At 69.1% G+C, this 24,373-nt stretch carries 21 protein-coding genes and 1 pseudogene; 12 read left to right on the forward strand and 10 right to left on the reverse strand.

The genetic code is table 11. The annotated features are described in order from the left end of the window. Window positions 1-4: 4 nt before the first annotated feature. Window positions 5-6,793: a DNRLRE domain-containing protein gene (locus PKF00_RS11235; RefSeq protein WP_271217371.1), complete on the reverse strand. Its 6,789-nt coding sequence runs from the start codon at window positions 6,791-6,793 to the stop codon at window positions 5-7. 246 nt (window positions 6,794-7,039) lie between these two features. Then, window positions 7,040-7,501, reverse strand: a complete 462-nt coding sequence (locus PKF00_RS11240) for an ATP-binding protein (protein ID WP_271217372.1) — start codon at window positions 7,499-7,501, stop codon at window positions 7,040-7,042. A gap of 132 nt (window positions 7,502-7,633) precedes the next feature. Here PKF00_RS11240 and PKF00_RS11245 point away from each other — a divergent pair, with 132 nt between their 5' ends. The 4 genes from PKF00_RS11245 (at window position 7,634) to PKF00_RS11260 (ending at window position 10,081) form a co-directional block, all read left to right on the forward strand. Next, on the forward strand, window positions 7,634-8,416 hold the full coding sequence (locus PKF00_RS11245) for a helix-turn-helix domain-containing protein (RefSeq protein WP_271217373.1): 783 nt from the start codon (window positions 7,634-7,636) through the stop codon (window positions 8,414-8,416). Continuing rightward, window positions 8,407-8,637: a DUF397 domain-containing protein gene (locus PKF00_RS11250; RefSeq protein WP_271217374.1), complete on the forward strand. Its 231-nt coding sequence runs from the start codon at window positions 8,407-8,409 to the stop codon at window positions 8,635-8,637. The genes PKF00_RS11245 and PKF00_RS11250 overlap by 10 nt, the downstream gene beginning before the upstream one ends. A gap of 312 nt (window positions 8,638-8,949) precedes the next feature. Then, window positions 8,950-9,090, forward strand: a complete 141-nt coding sequence (locus tag PKF00_RS11255) for a hypothetical protein (RefSeq protein WP_271217375.1) — start codon at window positions 8,950-8,952, stop codon at window positions 9,088-9,090. Between the two features lie 523 nt (window positions 9,091-9,613). Beyond that, window positions 9,614-10,081 (forward strand): NUDIX hydrolase, encoded by a 468-nt coding sequence (locus tag PKF00_RS11260; RefSeq protein WP_271217376.1) that lies wholly within the window; start codon window positions 9,614-9,616, stop codon window positions 10,079-10,081. Window positions 10,082-10,119: 38 nt separating this feature from the next. Here the strand turns inward: PKF00_RS11260 and PKF00_RS44650 are convergent. Beyond that, window positions 10,120-10,206, reverse strand: a pseudogene (locus PKF00_RS44650) (hypothetical protein); the annotation flags it as partial. Between the two features lie 646 nt (window positions 10,207-10,852). Between PKF00_RS44650 and PKF00_RS11265 the strand changes: the two are divergent. After that, the gene (locus PKF00_RS11265) at window positions 10,853-11,176 is read left to right on the forward strand and encodes a hypothetical protein (RefSeq protein ID WP_271217377.1); all 324 of its coding nucleotides are present in this window, start codon (window positions 10,853-10,855) and stop codon (window positions 11,174-11,176) included. Window positions 11,177-11,433: 257 nt separating this feature from the next. Here PKF00_RS11265 and PKF00_RS11270 read toward each other — a convergent pair whose 3' ends face one another. From PKF00_RS11270 to PKF00_RS11280, 3 genes are all read right to left on the reverse strand, one after another. After that, complete coding sequence (locus PKF00_RS11270; protein WP_271217378.1) at window positions 11,434-12,387, reverse strand: nitroreductase/quinone reductase family protein; 954 nt, start codon at window positions 12,385-12,387, stop codon at window positions 11,434-11,436. A gap of 344 nt (window positions 12,388-12,731) precedes the next feature. Continuing rightward, window positions 12,732-13,526, reverse strand: a complete 795-nt coding sequence (locus PKF00_RS11275) for a S1 family peptidase (RefSeq protein ID WP_271217379.1) — start codon at window positions 13,524-13,526, stop codon at window positions 12,732-12,734. Between the two features lie 115 nt (window positions 13,527-13,641). Further along, on the reverse strand, window positions 13,642-13,788 hold the full coding sequence (locus PKF00_RS11280; protein WP_271217380.1) for a hypothetical protein: 147 nt from the start codon (window positions 13,786-13,788) through the stop codon (window positions 13,642-13,644). A gap of 181 nt (window positions 13,789-13,969) precedes the next feature. Here PKF00_RS11280 and PKF00_RS11285 point away from each other — a divergent pair, with 181 nt between their 5' ends. Further along, window positions 13,970-15,247, forward strand: a complete 1,278-nt coding sequence (locus PKF00_RS11285) for a M20/M25/M40 family metallo-hydrolase (RefSeq protein ID WP_271217381.1) — start codon at window positions 13,970-13,972, stop codon at window positions 15,245-15,247. Between the two features lie 28 nt (window positions 15,248-15,275). On the opposite strand, the gene PKF00_RS11290 is transcribed toward PKF00_RS11285, so the two are convergent. The 3 genes from PKF00_RS11290 to PKF00_RS11300 form a co-directional block, all read right to left on the reverse strand. Next, window positions 15,276-15,713, reverse strand: coding sequence for an ATP-binding protein (locus PKF00_RS11290; protein ID WP_271217382.1), 438 nt, complete (start codon window positions 15,711-15,713; stop codon window positions 15,276-15,278). 164 nt (window positions 15,714-15,877) lie between these two features. Further along, on the reverse strand, window positions 15,878-16,690 hold the full coding sequence (locus PKF00_RS11295; RefSeq protein WP_271217383.1) for a DUF1206 domain-containing protein: 813 nt from the start codon (window positions 16,688-16,690) through the stop codon (window positions 15,878-15,880). A 37-nt stretch (window positions 16,691-16,727) separates the two neighbouring features. Then, the gene (locus PKF00_RS11300; protein WP_271217384.1) at window positions 16,728-17,609 is read right to left on the reverse strand and encodes a Ppx/GppA family phosphatase; all 882 of its coding nucleotides are present in this window, start codon (window positions 17,607-17,609) and stop codon (window positions 16,728-16,730) included. A 279-nt stretch (window positions 17,610-17,888) separates the two neighbouring features. On the opposite strand from PKF00_RS11300, the gene PKF00_RS11305 reads away from it, so the two are divergent. Then, window positions 17,889-18,851 (forward strand): NADP-dependent oxidoreductase, encoded by a 963-nt coding sequence (locus tag PKF00_RS11305; protein WP_425582150.1) that lies wholly within the window; start codon window positions 17,889-17,891, stop codon window positions 18,849-18,851. Between the two features lie 93 nt (window positions 18,852-18,944). On the opposite strand, the gene PKF00_RS11310 is transcribed toward PKF00_RS11305, so the two are convergent. Continuing rightward, window positions 18,945-19,670 (reverse strand): TetR/AcrR family transcriptional regulator, encoded by a 726-nt coding sequence (locus tag PKF00_RS11310; RefSeq protein ID WP_271217385.1) that lies wholly within the window; start codon window positions 19,668-19,670, stop codon window positions 18,945-18,947. A gap of 433 nt (window positions 19,671-20,103) precedes the next feature. Here PKF00_RS11310 and PKF00_RS11315 point away from each other — a divergent pair, with 433 nt between their 5' ends. The 5 genes from PKF00_RS11315 (at window position 20,104) to PKF00_RS11335 (ending at window position 24,372) form a co-directional block, all read left to right on the forward strand. Further along, window positions 20,104-20,424, forward strand: coding sequence for a hypothetical protein (locus PKF00_RS11315; protein ID WP_271217386.1), 321 nt, complete (start codon window positions 20,104-20,106; stop codon window positions 20,422-20,424). Between the two features lie 443 nt (window positions 20,425-20,867). Then, window positions 20,868-21,215: an NADH-quinone oxidoreductase subunit A gene (locus PKF00_RS11320; protein ID WP_271217387.1), complete on the forward strand. Its 348-nt coding sequence runs from the start codon at window positions 20,868-20,870 to the stop codon at window positions 21,213-21,215. After that, window positions 21,206-22,567, forward strand: a complete 1,362-nt coding sequence (locus PKF00_RS11325; RefSeq protein WP_271217388.1) for a hypothetical protein — start codon at window positions 21,206-21,208, stop codon at window positions 22,565-22,567. The genes PKF00_RS11320 and PKF00_RS11325 overlap by 10 nt, the downstream gene beginning before the upstream one ends. A 267-nt stretch (window positions 22,568-22,834) precedes the next feature. Continuing rightward, a complete protein-coding gene (locus PKF00_RS11330; protein WP_271217389.1) occupies window positions 22,835-23,791 on the forward strand; it encodes a complex I subunit 1 family protein in 957 nt (318 codons plus the stop codon). A gap of 47 nt (window positions 23,792-23,838) precedes the next feature. Then, the gene (locus PKF00_RS11335; protein WP_271217390.1) at window positions 23,839-24,372 is read left to right on the forward strand and encodes an NADH-quinone oxidoreductase subunit J; all 534 of its coding nucleotides are present in this window, start codon (window positions 23,839-23,841) and stop codon (window positions 24,370-24,372) included. Window position 24,373: the final 1 nt, after the last annotated feature.

Here is a 24,373-nt window from a genome sequence, read left to right on the forward strand (position 1 = left end):
CTGCTTACGGCTGGACGGAGACCCAGAAGTGGTTTCCGCCGCCCACTCTATATCGCGCGAAGAAGACGGCGCGATGCCATCCTTCGCTCGAGTTGTGACTGGCGTCGAGGGCAAGGATTGAGTAGTTTCCGTCTCCCTTTCCTGCGCCTTCGCCCGTCACCGCGAACGGATACTCATCGCATTCCTTGTTCTGCTGCGAGGCGTTCGGGAAATCCAGCGCACAGATGCGATCCTTTTCGGCCACGTTCTTCGAATACCACGTCCTACCGTCGGGGGCCTTCGCCCCACTGTAGAGCCGCCTCAGCCACGTGTGCTGGTCACTGCCGCGCTGTGCGTTCCAGTTGCCCGGGATGACCTTGGACGGGTTGGTCTTCGTGGGCTTAGTGAGATCAGGTGTGGTGAAAGCCATGTTCACGTGCTTCGCCACCTCGCCCATTCTGGGATGGCTCATGCTCATGGTGTAGACGCGTGCAGCCTTGGGGATGATGCAGGCCCCCTTGTAGTTGACGACCTTCTCCGGAGGAGTGTTCGGGAGAGGATTTCCAGGCCCGAACTTTTTGCTGTCGCACTTGACAGTGAGAGCGTTATCCCTTTTGAGGATGCTGGTCGTCCCGGCGGCGACCTTCCTATCCCACAGCGGGATGTGAGTGCTGGTGCCGCCACCATCCTGGAACACGGTCGGCAGGTTAACCCAAGGGCGAATACTGCAAGCCTGTCCGCGCCCGAAGTCCTGAGTGGGATAGGACTCGAACGAGTAGAACAGGGATCCGACCTCGTCCCAGTCGCTCATCTTCTCCGTTTTGTTCTGGCCGAACCTGGTCAAACACGTGGAACTGGGCTCACCTGCGGTGGGGGTGACTTCCAGAGTCATCTTGTGCAGGCCGTTGAGGCTGAAGATGGGGTCGTAGTCGATCTCGTCGATGGCCATCCACATCGAGATGTCGCGAGGCTGCTGTCCCGTGACGCCGTCCTTGCTCGGCACCACACCATTTCCATCTTTGTTGCCCAGATAGGTGTTCACCACCATGGTGCTGCGGAACCGTATGTCGTACATCGCATCCGACATCTTGACCGTCTTACCGTCCGAGAAGGTGCTAACTCGCTTCTTCCGCGTGCCCGACGGGTCGCTCTCGTCGGGTGCCCACTGGCTGACGAAGTGCCAGGCGACTATGCAGCCGCTGTATGGGCGAACCGCCGTCCACACGGTGTCGTCGTCCTTGGGGGATTCTTTTTTGGCCTCCTCCCGGCAGCTGTTGATCGTGTAGTGATCGTAGTTGAAGTAAGGAAAGGGGTCGGGATTGTCCGCCGTGGTCACCGGGCCGTTCACGACAGCGGAGCCGCTGCGCGTGGCGACCGCCGCCTCGCCGTTTGCGAGCCCCGCCAACGTGCGAATCTGGACGGGCGACAACGCCGCCTGATGGATCTGGGTGTCGTCGAGATCGCCTCGCATGCTCGTGCCAAGCGTCAGTGAGGTGTTCGCGTTCCAGGCGGAGAGACTGATCGGCTCCGACTTGACCAAGGTGCCGTTGAGGTAGAGCGCGGCGGTCTTGGCAGAGGCATCGTAGACCCCGGCGAGGTGGAACCACTCGTTGACCGGTGGTTCGACGTCGGACAGCGCGCCCTCGATCGTCGCATCAGCGGTGTCGGCGCTGGTGAAGGTGAACACCAGTCCACGGTCGGGGGTGTTGCCCAGCCGGAAGGGCGCCTGGTGGGTGCCCCTCTGCTCAAGGACGGTGTAGTCACCGTCCTTGTCGCTCCATCGCAGCCAGGCGGCGGCGGTGAAGCTCTCATCGGTGCGGATCACCGGTCCGGTGGTCTGGGCCAGGGGCTCCTCGCCGGGCTGGGTGACGTCGACGGTGACCTGCTGCCAGCCCGACCAGGCCGAAGTGGCCTGTCCGGTGACCGCGCGGGCCCGCCAGCGCACCTTCCACCCATCGGTCAGTTCCCCGGCCGGAACCGTCAGGCTGGCCTGGGTGCCGGAGGCGACGTTGTCGACGCCGCCGGTCCAGATCTGGCCGCTGCCCTGCCCGGCCGGGGCGGTGGGGTCGTGCTCGATCTCGACCTCGGCGCGCAGCGCCTGGCCGGTCGGGTGGGTGACGGTGGCCTTCAGCGCCGGGGTGAGCGTGGTGGTCACCGTGACGTTGTCCACCACCTTGGACGGGGTGATCGTGAGCCCCTGCACGGTGGGCTTGGGCACCTCGACGGTGAGCACCTGCCAGTCCGACCAGGCCGAGGCGGCGGTGGCCGAGACCGCGCGGGCCCGCCAGCGCACCTTCCAGCCGTCGGTCAGCGTGTTCGCCGGGACGGCGAGGCTGGCCTGGGTTCCGGCCGGGACGTTGTCGGCGTTTCCGGCCCAGATCTGGCCGGTGCCCTGCCCGGCCGGGGCGGTGGGGTCGTGCTCGAGTTCGGCCTCGGCGCGTAGCGCGCCGCCGGCCGGGTCGCTCACCTGCGCCAGCAGCGCGGGGGTGAGGCTGGAGGTGACGGTGGTGCCGTTCACCTGCTCAGAGGGGGTGACCTGCAGCGCGCCCACGGCCGGTTCGGAGACCGGGTCCGGCAGGTCGACGGTCAAGGCCTGCCAGGGCGACCAGGGCGAGCCGACGGTGGTGGCGGTGTTGACCGCGCGGGTCCGCCAGCGCACCTTCCAGCCGTCGGTCAGCTTGGCCGCCGGGACGGTCAGGCTGGCCTGGGTGCCGGAGGCGACGTTGTCGACGCTCCCGGTCCAGATCTGGCCGCTGCCCTGCCCGGTGGCAGTGGGGTCGTGTTCGACCTCGACCTCGGCCCGCAAGGGCTGGGCGGCCGGGTCGGTGACCGTGGTGTGCAGGGCCGGGGTCAGGCTGGTGGTCACCGTGGTGCCGTTCACCTGCTGGGACGGGGTGACCTGGAAGGCGTCGACCGTGGGGTTGGGCACGTCCACGGTCGCGCTCTGCCAGGCCGACCACGCCGAGGTGGTCGCGGCGGTGGTGTTGGCCGCGCGGGCCCGCCAGCGCACCTTCCAGCCGTCGGCCAGCTTGGCGGCCGGGACGGTGACCGTGGCCGGGCCGCCGGAGGTGACCGCGGCCGAGGTGGCGGTCCAGATCTGGCCGGTGCCCTGCCCGGTGGGGGCGGCCGGGTCGTGCTCGATCTCGAACTGCCCGGTCAGGCTTCCGGGCGCGGTGTCGGCGACGGTCGCGGCCAGTTGCGGGGTGAGCGAGGTGACCGTGGTGGTGCCGCCGGCGCTCTGGGCCGGGGTGACGGTCAGGTTGCTGACGGCGGGGGCCGAGGCCGGGCCGCTGGTGGTGACGGTCAGCAGCGGCGGGGCGGCGTAGTCGGTGTCCTCCGAAGCGGTGAACACCCGGTAGTTGTCGGCGGTGTTGGCCTCGTTGGGGTGCTGCAGCACCACGCCGTGGTTGGCCGCGCCCGCCGCCCAGTCCTGGGCGATGCCGGTGACGGTCCACTGCATGCGGGCCACCCCGCAGTCCTGACTGAAGGCCTGGCGGTTGGTCTGGGCGTCCTCGGTGGTGGAGGCGGGTTTGTTGGCCCAGTGCAGGTTGTTGGCATCCCACGCGCCGGTCACCCGCCGCGCCTGGACGCCCGCGCCGACCTGGGTGCCGCAGGAGGGGGAGTCGATGTTGTTCAACGACAGCTTGGCGTCGGTCACCGTGGAGCCGGTCAGGCTCGCGGTGTCGAAGCGCAGGTAGACCCGCGACAGGAACATCCCGCCCATCCGGCCGGCCATCAGGTACTGGCTGGTCGGGTCGGCGGGCATGTCGGCGTCGTTGCTGTCGGCCAGTTCCACGTCGTGGTTGAACGGCAGCGTGGTGGTCGGGTCGATCCGCACCGGGTAGACGGTGGCCGGGTCGGTCAGGAACGCCTGGTCGGGCTTGAGCACCAGCTCGGTGCGGCCGTCCTTGACCACCACCTCGGTGGCGATCTTCGAGTGGCGGGTCGTGGAGCGCTTGCCCTTGACCAGCCGGCCGCGGGCGTCGGCGTCCCACATCACCGGCTGCGGCGCCGACGCCACCAGCTTGCCGGCCTTGCCCTTGGCCTTGTCCTTGCCGGTCGCGCTGTCGGTGAGCAGCAGCCGTCCGCCCTTGCCCTTGGACAGTGTCAGACCGCCGGTGTCCACGCCGATGCGCACCTCCAGCGGCTGGGCGGGCCGCTCGCGCAGCACCACGTCGTGCCGGAACCCGGTCGGCAGCACGGTGACCACCAGGTCCGCGCCCTTGCCGGCCGCGTCGGTGTAGGTGGCCACGTTGCCTTTGACCGTCGGCTTGGGCAGCGCGGCCGGCCAGGTCAGCGCGTATCGCCGCCCGTCGGCGGTCATCTTCACGAACGCGCCGGTGCCGCCGGTGGAGACCTCCACGTCGATCTCGGCGTCGATCGCCTTGGGCTTGAGCGTCCCACCCTGCTCGGCCAAAGCGGTGTCGATCGGCACCCACTTACCGTTCTGCTGGGTGCGCACCGGACCCGCGGCGATCTCGGTAGTGAACGTCTTCCCGTCCGGCTGGGCATACGTAATGCTGGTCTCGTTTGTCTCGCCGATGACGACGATCTCCTTGCCCTGACGGGCGGCCTCCTTCGAGGCGAAGGTACGCGCCTGCGAGGATGTGTTCGATAGGGCGCTTCCGGTTCGTCCAGTAGTCCACTCCGCCGTGTCGTTCAGGGCTGCATGACGACCGTGGGCTGAAGAGTCGTTTGCGACACGACCGGAGTTCTCGTCGAAGGCCCAGCGGGCGGCGGGCTCTGACTTCGTCACGAACGACCAGGTGTGCGTGGGCATCCGATTGCCGTAGGCGTCCACGGCCTTCGACGCGGTGGCGGTGTAGAGGACACCGGAGAGCAGTTCCTGCGCAGGTGTGAACGTCGCGACCTTCTTCGCCGCATCCATGTCGACGGTCGTCGCGATCACCGTGCCAACGGGGTCACGCAGCGACAGGCCGGCATCCCATACCGGCTCACTGAACGTCAGCGTGATCTTGGTATCAAGGGGGACGCCCTGTTCACCCTCGAAGGGGGAATTGGCGACGACAACAGGCACAGTGACGTCTTCTGGCATATCCTCGAGCGTCACGTCAGGGTTGGTGTAATCGGCCTCGCCGGCCTCGTCCGGCAGTGGCTGGAGAAGATCGGCTCCGATGCCGTACGACTGTTCTGGCTCCTGCTCCAGCACCGCCAACTGCGCCTCGGACACGCCGGGCAGGCTGGTCGACGTCTCCGTCTTCACCGCCATAGCGCGGGCTTCCTCGTAAGTGGGCGGCGTCGCTCTTAACGGGCCCCGATACGTGTAGTGAATGGTCTCGACCTCTGGCAGTGCCGGAGGTTTGAAGTCCACGGTGAGGATAGGCGGGTGGAGTTGCCCCTTACAGGCCTCCAGCGGCGACGTCGTGCAGCCGCCGGCGTCCTCGGAACGGTAGCGCCGCCAGTTTCGCAACTCGGATTCGTTGCCCGCGGTGAGCTGGATGCCGTAGTTGGTGGCGCCGTCGACCCAGGCCTGGACGATCCCGTTGATCGAGTGGGTCAGGTCCCAGGCGTAGTTCATGGAGCCGGAGCAGTCTTCGCTGTAGGCGCCGTACTCAGTGTCCGCGCCCACACCGGTGACGGACGGCTGGCTGTTCCAGCTCAGCGTCAGGTCATCCCAGGCGGAGGTGATCTGCCGCGCGGTGATGCCGGAGCCGACCGATATCCCGCAGTCGTTGGACTGGTAGTTCCACAGGACCAGGTCGGCGTTCTCCACCGTGCTGCCCGCGAACTCGGCCGGGATGTCGGGGAACTGCAGATAGCCGCGCCAACGCTTGGCGACGCTGCTGGCGTAGGACTTGCCGACCACGATCTGGTCCTGGGCGTGGGTGTCCCAGCTGTCCTGGTAGTCGACGTCGTTGATCCAGGTGTCCATGGCGCTGCCGGGGCGCTGCCACTGGCCGGTATGGCCCTCCCACCAGTCGGACGCCGCGGCGGTCATCGTCACCGGGTACGTCGTCGCCGGATCGGCCAGGAACGCGGCGTCCGGCGTGAACACCAGGGTCTTGCCGTCCTCGGCGAGCGCGACGGCGGCCTCGCCGATCTTGCCCACCTCCAGCGGGGCACCCGTGTCGGCGGCCTTGGCGTCCTGCAGCAGGGTCGGCCGCACCTCGGTCAGGATCTTGCCGTCCTTGCCCGCGATGGCAGGCCGGCCCGCGGCGTCCTTTTTGAAGGACGTGCCCTGGGGCAGGTCGACCGGAACCCGGAAAGTGACCGGACCGGTGGGCCGTTCGGCGATGGTGATCTGCTGCCGGAACCCGGTGGGGTTGGCGGTCACCACCAGGTCGCGGCCCTTGCCGTAGGCGTCCGGGTAGGTGGCGGTGCTGCCCTTCAGCCGGGGTTTGGGCAGCTCCGACGGCGTGGTGATCTTCGCCGTGGCGTCGGCCGCCCGGTTTTTGAGCAGCGTCTTGTCGCGGCCGGCGGACAGGACGAGGTCGCCCTTGGTCGCCTTGGGTTTGATGGCGCCGTTCACCTCGACGAGGGTGGTGTCGATCGGCATGAAGCCTTTGCCGTCGGCGTTCTTGATGCGGATCGGCTGGGTGTGCAGCTCCATCCGGAGCGTTTTGCCATCGGGGTTGGCGTAGTAGGTGGCGCTCTCTGAGCGCAGCGACTCGATCTCGACGCGCCGTTTGTCCTTCTTGGCCTGCGCCAGCGCCTTGCCAGTGGGAGTGGCGGGAGCGTTCAGCGGCGACGCCGTGGGGCTGAGAGGCGGCGTGGGGGTGGAAGGGGGCGTGGGTTCCTGGGCGAGCGCGGGCACGCTCAGGAGCGACAGGGGCAGCGTCAGAGCCGCGATCATAGCGGCGCGACGGCGCGTCCGGACGGTTAGGCCGGACGCTATGAGTGATGTGTTCACTCCAGCCTTTCGAACAGGTGTACTAAAGCAGAGTGATCATCACATATGATGTGATCTATAGTAAAGATCGGTTTCAGTAACGGGAAAGGCGGGTTCCGTGAGCGCCGGGACCGGCGCCACCCCCTACCGATACGCCACCGGTGAGCACGGCTGGACTGAAGGCCTCACCTGCGCCGACCGGACGGGGCCTCACGGCCAGGCGAGCAGTTCGAAGAAGACGGCCTTGCCGAGGCGCGTGTCGCGGAAGCCCCAGCTCCGAGCCAGCCCGGCGACCAGGGCCATGCCGCGCCCGGACTCCTCCCGCTCCCCCGGGGCCGCCACGACCGGGGCGTCCCTGTTGCCGTCGTGGACCTCGACGACCATGATCCTGCCCTCGCGGTACACCGCGACGTGAACGGCGAGCCCGTCGCGGCAACCCCGGCCGTGGACGATCGCGTTCGTGACCAGTTCCGAGGCGAGCAATTCCACGACCTCTCGGATTTCCTCGGGAACCCCCCAGTCGCGGGCGATGTCCCGCACGAATCCACGCGCGCTCGCGACGCATTCCGGTTTGTACGGAATGCTTTTCTCCCCCAGCACGGAAATCGGATTCTCGGCGGCGAGGAGTTGTCTCACCGTGAGCGCCTTCCTCGGGTCGGCGTCGATTGTCATGGACCACTTCCCTTTTTCTCTCCGTCCCGGCCCCAGACTGCCAAGGAATCGCTACGCTAAGTAGGCGAATGGCTACCATGAGACAAATTGGCGGCCGGTCCCCCGCGTTGAATTCCGGCAGGAGAGGTCAAGATGGGAGATCCAAACACACCGCAGGCCATATGGGGCAGGGAGCTGCGCCACCACCGGCGCGTCGCCGGGCTCACCCAGGCGCAGTTCGCGGCGAGGGTCCACTTCAGCGAGAGCCTGGTCAGCGGCGTCGAGACAGGCCAGCTCCCCGCGAGCCCCGACTTCGCCCGCGCCGCCGACACCGCCCTCGACACCGGCGGCCTGCTGCTGCGCCTGCTCGACTGGCGCAAGGGCCAGGTGTTCCCCTCGTGGTTCGGCACCTGGCACGAGAAGGAACAGGCGGCCGTGGCCCTGCGTACCTACCAGCCCCTGGTCATGCCCGGCCTGCTCCAGACCAAGGACTACGCCCACGCCCTGCTGGGTGACGACGAGCAGGCAGTCGCGGCGCGACTGGATCGGCAGGGCGTTCTCTCCCGCGAAGACCCTCCGCCGCCGACATTGCGCTGCCTCATCGACGAGGCGGTCCTGCACCGTCCAGTCGGCGGCGGAAAGGTCATGCACGACCAACTTCAAAAGCTAGTGTCGGTGGCCGACTCCATGATTAGCATTCAGGTGGTGCCGATGTCCGTCGTCCGTTTCGGACTCCTGGCCGGATTCGCCATCGCCACCTCGGAGAGCGGAACGGACATGGCATATTTCGAAACGGCGATTCGTGGCCTGACGACCGGCGACCCATCGGAGGTGGCGGAGGCCGTACGGCTATTCGAAGCCATTCGCACGGAGGCACTGCCGCAGAGCATGTCCATAGACCTCATCAGGAGAACGGCGGAAGAGCGATGGACCTGAACACCCTGAAGTGGCGGAAGTCCAGCCTCAGCGGGAACAACGGCGGTGACTGCGTCGAGGTCGCCGAGCTGGAGCACCCCGCCCAGCGCCCCGACCACAAGCAGGACGCCGTCCTCGCCCTCCGCGACAGCAAGGACCCCTCCGGCCCGGTGCTGTTCTTCAACGACGCCGAATGGGCCGCCTTCCTCAACGGCGTCAAAGCCCGCGAGTTCGACCGCTGACAGGCGGTGCGGGAGCCCGCGTCCTCATCGCGTGAGGACGCGGGCTCCCGGCGCTCGACCACGACCCGCCGGGACCGGCCCGAAGAGGCCGCACGCCCGGCCGGACGGCGGCGGTCAGGCCGTCCCTGAAGACCTGGGTGTCAACGATGTCTGTCAGTTTCAGACGACCTGGCTCTACCGGATCGCGACGAACGCCTGCCTGACCGGCCTGGAGGTTCGCGGCCGCCGACCGCTGCCGTCAGGACCGGTGGCCGCCCGGACCCGCTCGGGCCACTCGTCCGGGGAGAGCACGTCGCCTGGGTCGAACGCTACATGAGGGCGTTCGAGCTCGCCGACGTCGAGGGCCTCAAGCGGCTGCTCACCGAGGACGTGCTCATGGAGATGCCGCCGATGCTCAACGGGTTCTCCGGCCGCGGCGACTACGGCCTGTTCATGGAATGGGTCTTCGCCTAGCCGAGCACGGTGGGAGGGCGATTCCCGCCTCGCCGTGCTCCGGGACCTCGGAAACCACGCCCGTGTCCTACTGGGTGATGACGAGCAGGCTGTAACGGCACGATCGGAACGCCAGGAGGTTCTCACCCGCGATTCCCCTCCGTCCCCGACGTTGCGCCGCCTCATTGTCAGCGATCGTCTAATCGAGCCGGGCAACGATCACGGAATTGAGCCACTGAAGACGCTGACTTGCTTGGAGCCGATGCCCAATATATTCCGTTGTAATGGTATTCCTGTGGGTTCGGCACTGTGCTTGGGGCTTCTGCTGCCTCGGCTTGATCAGGAGAGATGAAAAGGTAAACCGTTGCCGTGCGGCCGACGAAGGAGGTCGTGCGGCGTCGATCGCCCCCAGCCCTGTCGAGAGCTGTGCCATCGCAGGGCGATCGCCGGGCGGTGCTTCGCGTGTTGAACATGGCGATGCGGGATGAATTGCTAGTGCCGTGAACCGGAAACCTTCGCCGGGTTGGCGAGTACCCTCAGACAAATGATCACGAACCGCCCCACGGCGCGCGTCATCCTCGTCGATCCCGCCGACCGCGCGCTGATGTTCCGCTTCGTCCCGCCCGACCCCTGGCCGCGCGAGCCCGCATGGCACCTTCCCGGCGGCGGGATCGAACCGGGCGAATCAGCGGTGGAAGCGGCGTGTCGAGAGGTGCACGAAGAGACCGGCTTCAACCTCACGCCCCACGACCTGGGCGAACCGGTGGCAGTCAACGCGGGAGAGTGGTCCATCCAGGGAAGGCGCTACTACACCGTGCATACGTACTTCTTCGCCCGGGTCCCATTGGGGGAAGTCTCCGGATCTGGAGATGACGGATTCGGGCACCAATGGTGGACCGCGGCCGAGCTCGACTCGACCAAGGAGCGGGTCTTTCCCCCCGGGCTGGCCGTACTGCTGAAAGACCTGCTCCAAGGAGTACGGCACGAGCGGCTCGTCACTCTCGACTGGTGAAGCCACCTGGCCACGGTGTTACGTGCCACGCCCAGGCTGTTGGCGATCTCTCTGACGGAACGGCCGGCATGCCAATGCATCAGGATCTCTGCGATGTCGACCACGTGGAACGCCTTCCGCGCCATGATCGCCCCCCTTCGGCGAGTCCTTGATGGACCACCAAAAGGATCATGGACAGGACTGACCAAGTCCAGACGACACGCACACGTCCTGACCTGGCTCAATTACGCGATCGAAGCTCCCCTGCCCGGCTCAGATCAGTGAAGTCGATCATGCTCTTCTGGCTCGATAACGTGATCGCCGACACCTCATCGACGAGGCGGTCCCGCACCGCCCTGTCGGCGACGGAAAGGCCATGCACGACCAACTTCAAAAGCCGGTGTCGGTGACCGACTCCATTCTTCAACGACGCCGAATGGGCGGCCTTCCTCAACGGTGTCAAGGCCCACGAGTTCGACCGCTGACGTTTGTGGTTTTCGCGCCGCGGTGGGCGCCCCGTTCCGCCGCGGGGAACGTCGGCGCCCGCGTCCCCCCGCACTGCCGCCTTCTTCTGGACCACGGTCGAAGCCGCGGCCTGAAGCCAGACTCGAAACCCGTGCGTTTGCGGATCAAGCCGCCTCGGAACTCTGGAAACGAGACAATCGCAACCACATGTTTACTGCCAAAAGCCACATGTTTACCGCCAAAAGCCCACCGAGAGTGTACGTCTGATCTTTTACCTGGTTACGCTCCCAGAGCTTGGTAAAACCCTTTATGAACGGAGACGTGTCTATGTCAAGACGTTTTCTCGGCATGGGGATCGCCGCGCTCATCGCAACCGCGTCACTGGCCGCACCCAGCGCGGCCTCCGCTCACACAGCCGGTGCCCGGACGGCGAACTCAGCCAGCGCCGTGTGCGCTCAGGACACCAACTGGACGACGTACGCCCAGGTGTCATGCACCGGAACGAGCCTGTCCTATCGAGTAGAAGCCCAGTACTGCCGTCCCGGCAGCTGCACATGGCACAACGGCCCCTGGGTGAGCGGCGGCGCCTGGTCGACGGTGTCGGGGTTCTCCGGCGGAGGGTTCAACACGATCCAGTACCGATTCGCGTAGTCGCGCCTGTCAGGTCCCGTCCAGGCGATCAGCGAAGGCTGAGGTAGCGCCCCGGGTCGAAGCCCGGGGCTCGGCCACCCGCCGAGCCCCGGGCGCAGCCGATGGCCCGCTGATCGGTTCTCTCCCGGATGCAGGCCCGGATCTTGCGTTAGCGGAGATGGACGCGGGTCTCGCGGTTGGAGCACGCCCTGTCAGGGGGTCTCGCGGGAGGAGGGGGCGGTGAGGCCTGCGGCGATGAAGGCGATGCCGGTGGACGGTCAGCCGAAGTCGGGAGCCGGGGCCGTGGCGTTGAGTGCCGTCACGATCGTCTCCTCCTCGTATCTGAAGTGGGACTCCAGCTGGTTCGCCAGCCGCTCCAGGTCGGCGCGCAGTCGCACGGGGTCGGTTTCACCGGGTACGAAGCCGTCGACGAGCCGCTGGATGTCCTCCTGCAGCCGCGCCACCACCTTGTGCTCCTCGCCGAGCCGCGCCAGCGCCGGAGCGAGTGCGGGGAACCGCTCGGCCAGCATCGGGAACACGGCCATGTCCTCGCCGCCGTGATGCTTCTTCAGCGCCCCGCAGAAGTTGAGGCAGTGGGTGCGCATCTGCTGGGCGAGGTCCGGCCGAGTCCGCTCGATCGTGTCCGCGCCACCCTCGACCACCTGATCCGCCTGGGCGCGGAGCGTCTGGAGCTCCTTGCGCAGCCAGTCGTGCACCTCGACGATCCAGTCGCCCATGCCCTTGACCCGCTCCTCGCCAGGCCTGGGGCCGATTCGATGCAGTACCACGACCGGGATCTCCCGGGTCGTCCTGGCCTGGTGGTCGGCGTACCCCGGCGCCTCGGCGATCACGCGGTCGAAGAGCTTGTCACGCTCCTGGGTCGGCGGGATGGCGGCGATCGCCTGATAGGTGTCGGTACCCGTCTCGACCGTCACGATCGGGTTCCTGCGGAGGTTGTGATACCACCCGGGGTGCTTGTCGGCGCCGTTCGAGGACGCGACGACGATCCCTTTCCCGTCGAATTCGAGGTATCCCAGGATGCTCTCCCGGCGCAGGCCGCTCCTGGCTCCGACGGTCGTCAGCACGGCCAACGTCCAGCCCTCGAACATGCCGCTCATCTTCCCGCTGTTCGCACGAAACTCGGCGATGACCTGCCGCTGGAACTCGTTGACGTCGTGGCCGGCCCAGGTGTCGGCCGACGCTTCCCAGGCCTCGCTCTGTTCTTCGCTCATGTACTGCCTTTCCGTGTCGGTTGCTCACGGAGAAGGGCCACGCCACCGGAAATCGACACAGAAACACCCCGCATGCCTACGCAGTGAAGATGGGCGCAGCGATCCCAGGACAGGGATCGACGAGCTGCGAGAGACGGAACGTGCCGACCTCTGCAATGGCTGAGTAGCCGCTACCTCCATGCGTAGGCCCATACGGGGCTCAGCCGGAGCTTAACACCATCCCCGCTGATCGAGCCAGTCACCGCGGCACCCACTGTGTGCTCGTCTGACGTCCCCCGAGCCACCGGTCGTGCGAGTCGGATCGCCCACGCGACCGGCGGCCGGTCCGTTGACGCGGGGGGATGTCAGGGAAGCGGGCCTGTGACGCTCTCGATCCAGGTGCGGTGGGCGGCCACGTCGGTGTAGACGCCCTTGCCGTCCTGGCAGAAGAGGTCGTTCATCCGGCTGAACGCGCCGAGCAGCCGCCAGGTGTTGATCCCCGGCACCAGCAGCGGCCCGCCGGAGTCACCACGGCAGGGGCCCGCCTGGGTGGCCGGGTTGCCGGTGCAGACCTCGATGGCCGGATCGATCGGGGTACTGGCGGAGTCGCAGTCGGTCGCCGGCCGGAGCGTGGAGTTGAGCTGCTGGAGCACGTCGGGCGGGCTGCAGAACGCCCCGGGGGACGTGCATCCCCAGCCGATGAGTCTGGTCGTGGTCCCGTCGGCGGGCCGGGTGCCGATCCGGATCGGTGCGTTGAACACCGGCTGGTCGAGCTCGATCAGTGCCAGATCGTGCGCCTCCGGGGTGCCTCCCGGGTACAGGACGATCTGCTCGACCCCTCGCTCCTGTCCGCCGCTCTGCCAGCGCAGGGAGCCGATCCGCAGCTTGAGCTCTTCGGGGGTGTGGTTGACGACGCAGTGCAACGCGGTGACGACCCACGACGACGAGATGAGGCTGCCGCCGCAGAAGTGCGTCTCCGCGTCCTGGATCGAGACCATGAACGAATAGGCCCGCGTCGCCTCCACCCCTCCGATGATGGCGGGGGATACGGTGCCGTCGCCGTTCGACTGGCCGGGATCGGCCTGCGCCGAGGGGGCGCCGGTCAGGGCGAGGGCGAGCGCCACGCCCAAGACGGCCATGATCGACTGTAACCTGCGCATGCTGTCACTCCTTTCGTGCCGAGCAGTGGCGGGAACGGACCGACGAGTGCGCGGCGCGCACCGATCGATCCGCGCCCGGAGATCTTCACAACGAAGATCATTCGTTGCCCATTCTTCAGGCGCTCATGAGACGAATGATCATCCGGCCGGTGGCGTCCGGGCCAACAACACGTGAACCGATCACCTCTCCCGTCGCCGCGGCCGAGCCGCCGATCACCCGCCTCCAGCCGATCCGGTCCAGGTCATGGGCGGTGTCGGGCACGCCGGCCTGCCGCGGTCCCGCTCTCGGTCCTCAGCGGCGACGGTCTCGCTCCGGCAGTGCCGGGATCGGTCCCTCCCGCGATCCGAAGACTCGGAAGCCGCGGGCCCGGCGTGTCGAGGTGCCGGGCCCGATCACCGTGGGTAGGCACCGATGATCAGTCGTTTTCGGGGGTCGTTCTTCCATGGGCAACGAGGTCTCGCTGATCTGCTCGGACCTGATCAGGTTCGACACCACCAACCCGGGCTCCGGGGAGCGGCACGCGGCCGAGCACGTGGCCGGGCTGCTGGCCGAGGCGGGCGTCGAGCCTGTGGTCTTCGAGTCGGCGAGGCACCGCACCAGCGTGGTCGCCAGGATCCCCGGCGACTCGCCCGAGGCCCTGCTGATCCACGGCCATCTCGACGTCGTCCCGGCCGAACCGGCCGACTGGCGGGTCCACCCGTTCTCCGGGGAGATCGCCGACGGCTGTGTCTGGGGCAGGGGCGCGGTCGACATGAAGGGCACGCTGTCCATGACGCTCGCCCTGGTCCGCGACTGGGCCAGGCGCGGCGTGCGGCCGAGGCGGGACCTCGTGCTGGCCTTCCTCGCCGACGAGGAGGCCAGCGGCGAGTACGGCGCGCACTACGCGGTGCGGCGGCACCGGGAGCTGTTCGACGGCTGCACCGAGGCGATCGGCGAGTCCGGCGGCTACAGCGTCGAGGTCCGCGGCACGCGGATCTACCCGGTCGCGGTCGGCGAGCGCGGCACCGCGTGGATGAGGCTCACCGCCCGGGGCGTCGCGGGCCACGGCTCCCGCCCGCCGGTGGACAACGCGGTCGCCGAGCTCTGCCACGCGCTGTCCAGGCTCGCCTCCCACCGCTGGCCGGTACGGCTGACGCCCGGCGTCGCGGCCCTGATCACGAGCCTGGAGGAGATCCTGGGCGAGAGCATCGACCGCGACCGCCTGGAGCAGGAGGCCGAGCGGCTCGGCAGGGCGGGCACGCTGTTCGCGGCGCAGATCCGCAACTCAGCCAACCCGACGATGCTGGAGGCCGGATACAAGGTCAACGTCGTCCCCGGCACCGCGACCGCCCACGTGGACGGCCGTTTCCTGCCCGGCCACCGGGAGGAGTTCCTGGAGACGGTCGACCGCCTGCTGGGTCCGAAGGTGACCCGGGAGTTCGTCAACCTCGAGGACGCCCCCTGGGCCCCGCTGGACTCGCCCTTCTTCGAACGGCTCCGCGCGGCGATCGTCGCCGAGGACCCGGCCGCGCGGCCGGTGCCGTACGTGATGTCGGGCGGCACCGACGCCAAGGCCTTCGCCGCCCTCGGCATCAGGGGGTACGGTTTCGCCCCCCTGATGCTCACCCCGGACCTGGACTACTTCGGCATGTTCCACGGCGTCGACGAGCGCGTCCCCGTGGAGGGCCTGGAGTTCGGCGTGCGTGTGCTCGACCGGCTGCTGACCTCGCCGGGGGCCTGACCGCGGTCTCCGCGGCGCGTCGCGCGGTTCACCTGACGGTGGCCAGCCTGCCCCTGGACAGCAGAGCGGGCTCCAGGACGAGCTCGAACCAGACCCTGTTCGTCCCCGCCTCCCGTTCGAAGCCCCAGCGGTGCGCCAGCGCCTCGAGCAGCGGCAGGCCGCGGCCCCCTGTCGCGTCGACGGAGGTGTGACAGACGCAGGGGGCCTCGACCGAGCCCTCGTCCCGGACGCTGACCCGCACCACGCCCGCCGAGCCGGAGACGGTCACGCTGAACGTTCCGCCGTCCCCCGAGCGGGAGTGGATCACCGCGTTGGTCGCGATCTCGCTGGTCAGCAGCACGCAGTCGTCGTGGAGTGGGTGGTCCCTGCCCAGAGCCGTCGAGATCAGCCGCCTGGCTCTCGCCACCTGGTCGGGGGAACCCGCCAGATGGAGAACCCGTTCGCCGCCGTCGTACTCCGAGTCCATGGGCCCCTCCGATGTTGTTCGCACCCTTGGAAGGACGCGGGGCTCGGGGAGGTAGATGTCTCGAAAAAGTAGGAATGGGATGGCTTACCAGACAGATAGGTGGGGCTTGCCAGAACGGCTTTCAGCTGCGTGTCCGCATCAACCATCCCGGCTCGCCCCACTCGTCACAGACGATGCCAGCGTGCCTGGAAAAAACAGTAGACCGCGAACAGCAGCAGGCCGATGGCGACGACGCCGAGGAGCCACGGTCCGATCGGGGTGTCGGCCAGCGCGCGCAGCGTCGAGTCGACTCCCTTGGCCTTGTCGGGGTCGTAGGTGATCGCGGCCTGGATGACGAAGACTCCGGCGGCGGCCGCGATCACGCCGCGGGCGAGGTATCCGGCCATACCGAGCTTCTCGGCGAGCTGCCGCGCCTTCGGCGGCATCTCGCCGGTGCGCAGGTCCTCCAGGAACCTCTTCTTCCATCCCTTGTGGATCCAGTAGGCGCCCAGGGCGACCAGTCCCAGGCCGAGCAGGCCGACCAGGATCTGGCCACCGGGCAGGTCCATCACCTTGGCGGTGAGATCCTTGGAGCTCTCGTCGGTCGAGCTGCCCGCGTCGCCGCGCAGCAGCAGGCTCAGCAGCGTCGCCACGACCAGCGCGTAGGCGGCCGTGTGCGCCCCCGCCTCGACGCGCTTCTTGACCTCGCCGCGGCCGATGATCGCCTCCGACAGCTGCCAGAGGGTGAGGGCGATGAAACCGACGACCATCAACCAGAGCAGCACGGTGCCGAACGGCTGCTCGGCCACCATCTCGACCGCACCGGTCTTGTCGGCCTCCTTGCCCCCGCTCCCGCCGTCGAAGGCGATCTGCAGGGCCAGGAATCCGATGAGCCCGTAGAGGACACCACGGCACGCGAGTCCGAGACGGGCGAGTCTGTCCAGCGTCTGACTGTTCGCCGCTCTTCGCGCGGCGCCTTCCACCTGAGCGGTTCTCATGTCAACCCGCTCTTACCTATTAAAGAGGAGGTAAACGTCACCTCTCCGGCATCGCGTCGAGCCTGCGCAGGATGACGCCCTCCCGCAGCGCCCACGGGCACACTTCCAGCTCCCCCACCCCGAACAGGTCCATCGTGGCGTCCGCGACGATCGCCCCCGCGGGCAGCTGCGGCGCGCGCCCGTCGGAGACCCCGGGCAGCCCGGCCCGCTCACGCGCGTCCATCCTGGCCAGCCGGTCGGTCCACTCGACCAGGTCGGTGTGCCTGAGCACCCGGCGGACCCCGTTCCCCTCGCTCGACGGCGCCGCCCCCGCGATCCTCGCCAGCTGCCTGAACGTCTTGGACGTGGCGACCGCGTGGTCGGCCTGGCCGTACCTCGCCACGTCGCCGACCACCCGGGCGATCTCGGCGCGCACGTGCCTGCGCAGCGCCCGCACCTCCTCGACCGGGGGCGGGTCGGCGGTGAAACAGTCGCGGGTGAGCCTGCCCGCCCCGAGCGGCAGCGAGACGGCCACGTCCGGCTGCTCGTCGATGCCCGAGGCGATCTCCAGGGACCCGCCGCCGATGTCGAGCACCAGCAGCCGTCCCGAGGACCATCCGAACCAGCGCCGCACGGCCAGGAACGTCAGCCTCGCCTCGTCCTGCCCGGAGAGCACCTGGACGTCCACGTCGGTCGCGGAGTTGATCCCGGCGAGCACCTCCTCGCCGTTGACCGCCTCCCTGACCGCCGAGGTCGCGAACGCCATGAGGTCCTCGACGCCCTTGTCCTCCGCCAGCCGCAGCGCCTCCTCCACGAGCTCGCGCAGCCGCGCCGCCCCATGTTCGGAGAGGCGCTCGCCGTCCTCCATGTGCTCGGCGAGCCTCAGCTCCACCTTGTGGGAGTACGCGGGCAGCGGCCGAGCGCCCCGGTGCGCGTCCATCACCAGCAGATGAACCGTATTGGAACCAATGTCTAGAACGCCCAGTCGCATGGGTCGAAGTTACTACTGATCCACAACCCCGGGCCCCGTCGTCTCGAGGCTCGAGAGAACGCTCCCCTTCGCGGACTCTCCCCGCGGCGGGCACCGGCCGGCACGGGGTTCGGCATGAAGTTCGGCATGGAAAGGACAAGTCCGCCCGCCTGACCTGCACCGGAGGGATAACCTCTGCGCCGCCACCCGCGCTGGGCGGTGGCCACGACAGGCGAGGAGACGGATCTCATGACCGCCATGCGCGCGATCAGCCAGGATGCCTTCGGCGGCCCCGAGGTGCTGCACCCCGTCCGCGTGCCGAGACCCGAGCCGCTGCCGACCGAGGTGCTGGTGCGGGTCGTCTCCGCGGGAGTGAACCCCGTCGACGCCAAGACCAGGGCGGGCGCGGGCATGGCGGGGGTCCTCGGCGAGCCGCCCTTCGTCCTCGGCTGGGACGTCTCCGGGGTGGTCGAGGAGCTCGGGTTCGGCGTGCACACCCTCGACGTCGGCGACGAGGTGTACGGCATGCCGTGGTTCCCCCGCCAGGCGGGGGCCTACGCCGAGTACGTCACCGCCCCCTCCCGGCAGTTCGCCAGCAAACCCCGTTCCCTGGACCACGACGAGGCGGCCGCCGTACCGCTGGCCGTGCTGACCGCCTGGCAGGTCCTGGTCGACACCGCGGGCGTCAGGCCGAGGCAGCGCGTGCTCGTCCACGCGGCCTCGGGCGGGGTCGGCCACTTCGCCGTCCAGATCGCCAAGCATCTGGGGGCGTACGTCATCGGCACCGCGCGCGAGGCCAAGCACGACTGGCTGCGCGAGCTGGGAGCCGACGAGGTCGTCGACTACACGGCCGTGCGCTTCGAGGACGTGGTGGGCGACGTCGACCTGGTCGTCGACCTGGTGGGAGACGGGCACGACGCCACGAGCACCCGCTCCCTGGACGTCCTGCGTCCCGGCGGCCTGCTGGTCGCCGTGCCCTCGGGGGTCTCCCCCGACCTGGTCGGACGGGCCGCCGAGCGCGGCCTGCGCGCGACCGGGTTCCTGGTCGAGCCCGACGGCGCGGCGCTGACGCGCGTCGGCGAGCTGATCGACGGCGGTCACCTCACCGTGGAGGTCGAGGAGGTGTTCCCTCTGGAGCGGGCGGCCGAGGCGCACGAACGGCTCGGCGAAGGCCGTACCAGAGGGAAGCTGGTCCTGCGCGTCGCCTCCTGATCCGTCCGGTCCGCCGACGCCTCCTGAAGCAGCAGGCCGTGTCCCGGCGGGACGCCCCTGCCGGGACACGGCGGACGCCCTGCGGATGCCCGCCTACTCGGACGACGTCGCCCGTCCGCCGACGCTCCCGATGCCGGTGTGCAGGACGTCGAGTGCTCGGCCGAGCCTGTCGGTCAGGTCGGCGGTGATCTGCTCCGGCGACCGGCCCGCGCCCCGCAGCCGTGTCGCCTCCTCGATCATGGCGGTGACGGTGGTCAGGATGAAGGCGGCGATCGCCCGCGCCGCGACGGGCCCCAGATGCACGGGCACCCGGTCGGCCAGGATCGCCGCCAGGTCCTCCTGGTAACGAGCGCCGCGCAGCCGCAACGCGTCCTGCAGCGTGGGACTGTTCTGGATGACGGCGAAGACGCCGACGAGCCGCTCGTCGACCGCGGCCCGCGGGTCCTCGTGGTCCGGCGTCTCCGGCAGCTCCGGCAGGTCGGTGAACAGGCGCGGCAGCTCCTCCTTGAGGAACTCCGGCAGCGGGGTGCTCAGCGGAAGTTGGTCGATCATGTCGATCACATCGGCCTCGACCGGGCGGTGCCAGGCGAGGAGGAGGTCCTCCTTGGCCGGGAAGTGGTTGACGACGGTCTGTTTCGCGACGTCCGCGGCTTCGGCGATCTCGGCGATGGTCACGGCGTCGTAGCCCCGCTCGACGAACAGGGTCAGTGCGGTGTTGGCGATCCGCTCCCTGGTCTGACGTCGCCGCCGTTCGTGCCGGGATCGCGTGATCTCCTCTTGCGGCTGCGACGGCTTGGCGTCGTCTGTATCGGTACTCATAAAGGTATCGTGCCATAATTAGACTCATACCAATAGTGGTACCAGACTAACTGTGTAGGCCGCGTGGACCGCCGGCAGCCCCGACGATCTTTCGGGGTCCGGGACGACACCGTGAGACCGGCCTCGTTACGACCGCCCGCCAGGCCGGGAGCGCCGACACCGGCCGATGCGGGAGTTCAGGGCGACCGTGAGCGACCGGTCACCCGGGGAGGTGGCCGGTCGTCATGGCCCGCGCGCCGCGACCTCCCGGGAGAAGGCTTCGTGACCGCGCCTCCGAATGGACCACGCCGGTTTCCTCGACGCGGAGACAGCGCGAGTGAATGAATTCGTCAGTCATTCCGAGGCTGCGATGAAGCTGGCCTGAAGCCCCGGCGAAGGCGATGGACAATATCTTTTCAGTTGTCGAAGAAACCGATCGATCTGGAGACACACGATGCGCTCAGCATTTTCCGTCCGTCGCCTGGGCGCGGGCCTCGGCGTCGCGGCCGGCCTGCTCCTCACCACCCTCTCCCCTGTCGCGGCACATGCCGCAGCGCCTTCCTCGGTCTCGGCGTCAGAGGAGGTCACGCCGCTGGGCACATGGGCTCGTGAGGGAATATTCCATGACTACTACCTGTCGAACGGGACCCTGGTGACCGCCGAATACCAGTGCAGAAGCAACGGCGAGTCAGGCCTGAACAAGGGGTCATGGAGCAATTACCACTGCGACAAGCTGACTGAGACGGCGCGCGCGCTCTGGGTTTGGCGCGTTTAGTCGGTCACGTCAGCCAGTCGGTCACGTCAGCGAAGTGGCGAACAAGCCGACTTTCGCGTGGTTCTTTCATCGTTCTTTCTTCACGGGTCAAACGACGTATCGCCCGGGACCGCCCGCACCCGGGCCGTCCCGGGCGATACGCGTGTCGGGGTGGAGCAGCCGGACAGGCGCCCTCCTACCCCTCAGGCCGCGGATCGCGAGGCGGAGCGAGGTCGTGCGTCTACGAACCCGAGGGGACGGGACCACCGGGGTACGGTCCTGAGCGGCTTCGCGAAGACGACGCGCCAATATTTACTATCTCTCATAGGAGAAATGGCCATTTCCAGTGACAGGTCAATTGCCTGTCGCAAGATCTCCGACATGGGAGAACACGAATCCTGATCGCGGTTGACGGGCACCCCACTGGGAACTACGGATCTTAGTAAATTCGTTGGGAGAGATCCATGGAACCCTGGGCCGCCGTGCTCGGCCTGCTGGGCGTGCTCGCGGCAGGGGTGCTCGCCGTCTATGCGGCCTCGTTCCTTCTCGCGCCGTCGGACACCCTGGAGGCGGGGCCGTTCCTGTCCGGCGCCCGGCCGAGGGAGCACGCCCTGTCCCGCTTCCATGTGCGCTGGTACACCGTCACGCTGCTGTTTCTGGCCTTCGACATGGAGATGGTCTTCATGTACCCGTGGGCGCTGGTCGTCGCCGAGGTCGGCGTCAGCGCGGTGGTGGAGATGTTCGCCTTCCTCGGGCTGCTCATGGTGGGGGTCGTCCACGCCTGGCGTGAGGGGGCACTGCGATGGGCCTGAGCGCGTGGCTCACGCGGTACGCCGCCGCCCGCCCCCGGCCGCTCGTCGTCACGGCCCCCCACGCGACCCGCCTGCGGCTGCTCGCCGAGGCCGAACTGGCCCGGCGAGGCTGGCGCGGCGCGCGCTCCCCCGCGGGTGCCGACCTGCTCGTCGTCTGCGGCACGCCCGCGGCCGCCCTGTCCAGGGCCGTCGAGGTGGTCTGGACCGATGTCCCCGCCCCCAGGACACTGGTCGAGCTGCGTGGAGACCCGCGTCCCGAGCTGGTGACGACCGCGCTGGACGGCGCGGTCGACCGCCTGGCCGACGTGCGGTCGCAACGACTCGACGCGGCCGGACGCGCGGGCGCGCGGGACGGGCGGCACGGCCCGGCGCAGCCGTACGACGAACACGACGGCGAGCACGACGACGGCGAACACCACGCCGAGCACGGCAGGCACGGTGAACAGGGCGGGCAAGAACACCACGGCGGGCACGGCGGGCAGCACGATCAGCACAGCGAGCACGGCGGGCACGGCAGGCACGGTGAACAGGGCGGGCAAGAACACCACGGCGGGCACGGCGGGCAGCACGATCGACACGGCGGGCACGGGCATCACATGGGTAACCCCGGCGGGGTGCCGATGGCGGAAAGAGGCCGGGACCGCGACGGTCTCACCCTCGACCGGCTGCACGTCCCGCTGGGCCCCGTGCTCTCCGACTGGCCCGCCGGGCTCGTCGTGGAGACCGTCCTGCAAGGCGACGTGATCCAACAGGCCCGGGTCGAGGTCGCGGGCGGACTGGGCACGGAACGGTTCTGGGACGCCCCCTGGCTGGCGGCGCTCGAAGGGCGGCGTGTGACCCGGGGCGAGGCCGCCCGTCGCGGCGCGGCCTCCCGCCTGGACAGCGTCGGGCGGCTGCTGGCCGTCGCGGGGTGGGGCGGGGCCGCCACGGAGGCGCGGCGGCTGCGCGACCGTCTGCTCTGGGAGCGGCGGGACGAGGGGGTCCCCGAAGAGTTCGCCGGGTTCGCCCGCCGGGTGCGGCGCTCATGGCTGCTTCACTGGATGCTGCGCGGCCTGGGCACGCCGGGCCTCTCCCCCGGCCGCTCTCGCCCCGGTCGAGACGGTGTGGCCGCCAGGCTGGACGCATGGCTCGACGAGACGGGCCGCGCCCTGAACGCCTTGGACGACGGGTCGCCGCTCGACGACGACGCGGGCCCCCGCGGCCCTGTCGGCGACAGGCCGTCCGAGGCGCTGCTGTCCGCGCTTCCCGGGCTGCTCACCGGGACCGAGCTGGCGGCGGCACGACTCGTCGTCGCGGGCCTCGACCCCGACCTGGACCAGGTACGGCCCGCGCGCGAGGCCTCCCATGCCTGAGACGGAACCCGCGGACGTCCCGAGTCCGGAACGGCTCTCCCCGCCGCCCGGCCAGCGGGGAGCGGAGGGCGGAGATCGCTCCGGGCGGGAACCGGACGTCCAGGAGACCCGGCCCGGGACGGGGAAGGAGGCTCCGACGGCACGACGGCCACCCGGACCGGAGGTCCAGGAGACCCGGCATGGGTGAGGCGACGTCCCCGGGGGCTCCGATCGCGCTGCTCGGGGCGCTCTGCGCGCCGGCGCCGACCGCCGTCCAAGAGGCCCGGCATGGGTGAGGCGACGCCCCTGTGGGCTCCGATCGCGCTGCTCGGGGCGCTCTGCGCGCTGGGGCTGGCCGCCGCCGTCCTCGACGCGGTCCTGAGCGGGCTTCCCACGGCCTCGCATCCCGGCGACGCCGTGGAGAGCCCGCTCAGAAGCGGCCCGTTGAGTGCCGCGGGAGATCCGTTCAGGGAGGCGGCGCGGCTGCTGGTCCAGCAGAGACGGCGCACCTCTCTCGCGGACACCCTGCTGGTCCGCGTCGGTGTGTGCGGCCTCCTCGTCGTCGCGGTGCTGGCCGGGGTCGTGCTGCCGCTCGGGGACAGGCCGGTCGCCGACCTCGCAGCGGGCGTCGTGTGGTTCAACGCCATGGAGGTCGGCGCGTGGGGGGCGCTCTGGCTGACGGGGTGGGGCGCGAACTCCGTCTACCCGCTGGTCGGCGGGTACCGGTTCCTGGCGCAGGGGATGGCCTACGAGCTCCCGCACATGTTCGCCCTGATCACGGCGGCTCTCGGGGCGGGTTCTCTGCGCGTGGGCGACGTGGTGGCGGCGCAGCGGGGGCTGTGGTTCGCCGTCTGGATGCCCGTCGCCTTCGCGGTCTATCTCGTCTCGGCCCTGGCGATGGCCTTCTGGGGGCCGATGCGCGGGCCCGTCGGCCCGGACATCGCGGGAGGAGTGCGGGCCGAGTTGTCCGGGCCCGACCGACTGCTCTTCCAGGCCGGACGCCACCTCCTGCTGGCGGTCGTCGCCGCGGCGGCCGTTCCTCTCTTCCTCGGCGGCGGGGCGGGCCCCCTGCTGCCGCCGTGGCTGTGGACGTCGCTCAAGACCGCCGCGGTGCTCGCCCTGCTGGTGTGGAGCGGGCGCGGGCTGCCCACCGTGCGGATGGACCGCTTCATGTGGCTGTCGTGGCTGGTGCTGATCCCCGCCGCGCTCGCGCAGTTGCTCGTCGTCGCGGTCGTGGTGGGGTGACGGGGCGGTGGCAGAGTGGTGACGGGGCGGTGACAGGACACGGCGCGGTGACGGCCCCGCCTGCCGCGTTCTGGGCTTCCGCGGCGTTCTGGGGGCTCGCCGCGGTCGCGGTCGCGTGCGGCGTCGCGGTGTTCGTCGTCGACTCCATGGCGCGGGCGACGTTCGCGCTGCTGGCGTCACTGATCGCCGTCGGCCTCTCCCTCCTGCTGATCGACCTGGAGTATCTCGGCCTCGTGGTGATCCTCATGATGATCATGGAGATGCTCGTCATGGCCGTCTTCATGATCATGTACATGATGAACCCCGCCGGGCTGATGCCCATGAAGATGGTGCACAACAACCGCGGGGCCGCGCTCATCGCGGGCACGGTCTTCGTCCTGCTCGCCTCGGGGGTGTTCCTCGTCCCGTGGCCCGAGCGCACGGGCACGACACCCGCGGATCCCGCCCACGCGCTCGGCCTGTCGATCATGGGGCCGAAGATGCTCGTGATGATGATCGTCGGCGTGGCCATCCTCGCCACGATGGTCTCCACGACGGTGCTGGCGACGGACCGGGGACGCCGCCGCGGGAAGGGGCCCTGAC

Source organism: Streptosporangium carneum, assembly GCF_027922005.1.
Lineage (GTDB): Bacteria > Actinomycetota > Actinomycetes > Streptosporangiales > Streptosporangiaceae > Streptosporangium > Streptosporangium carneum.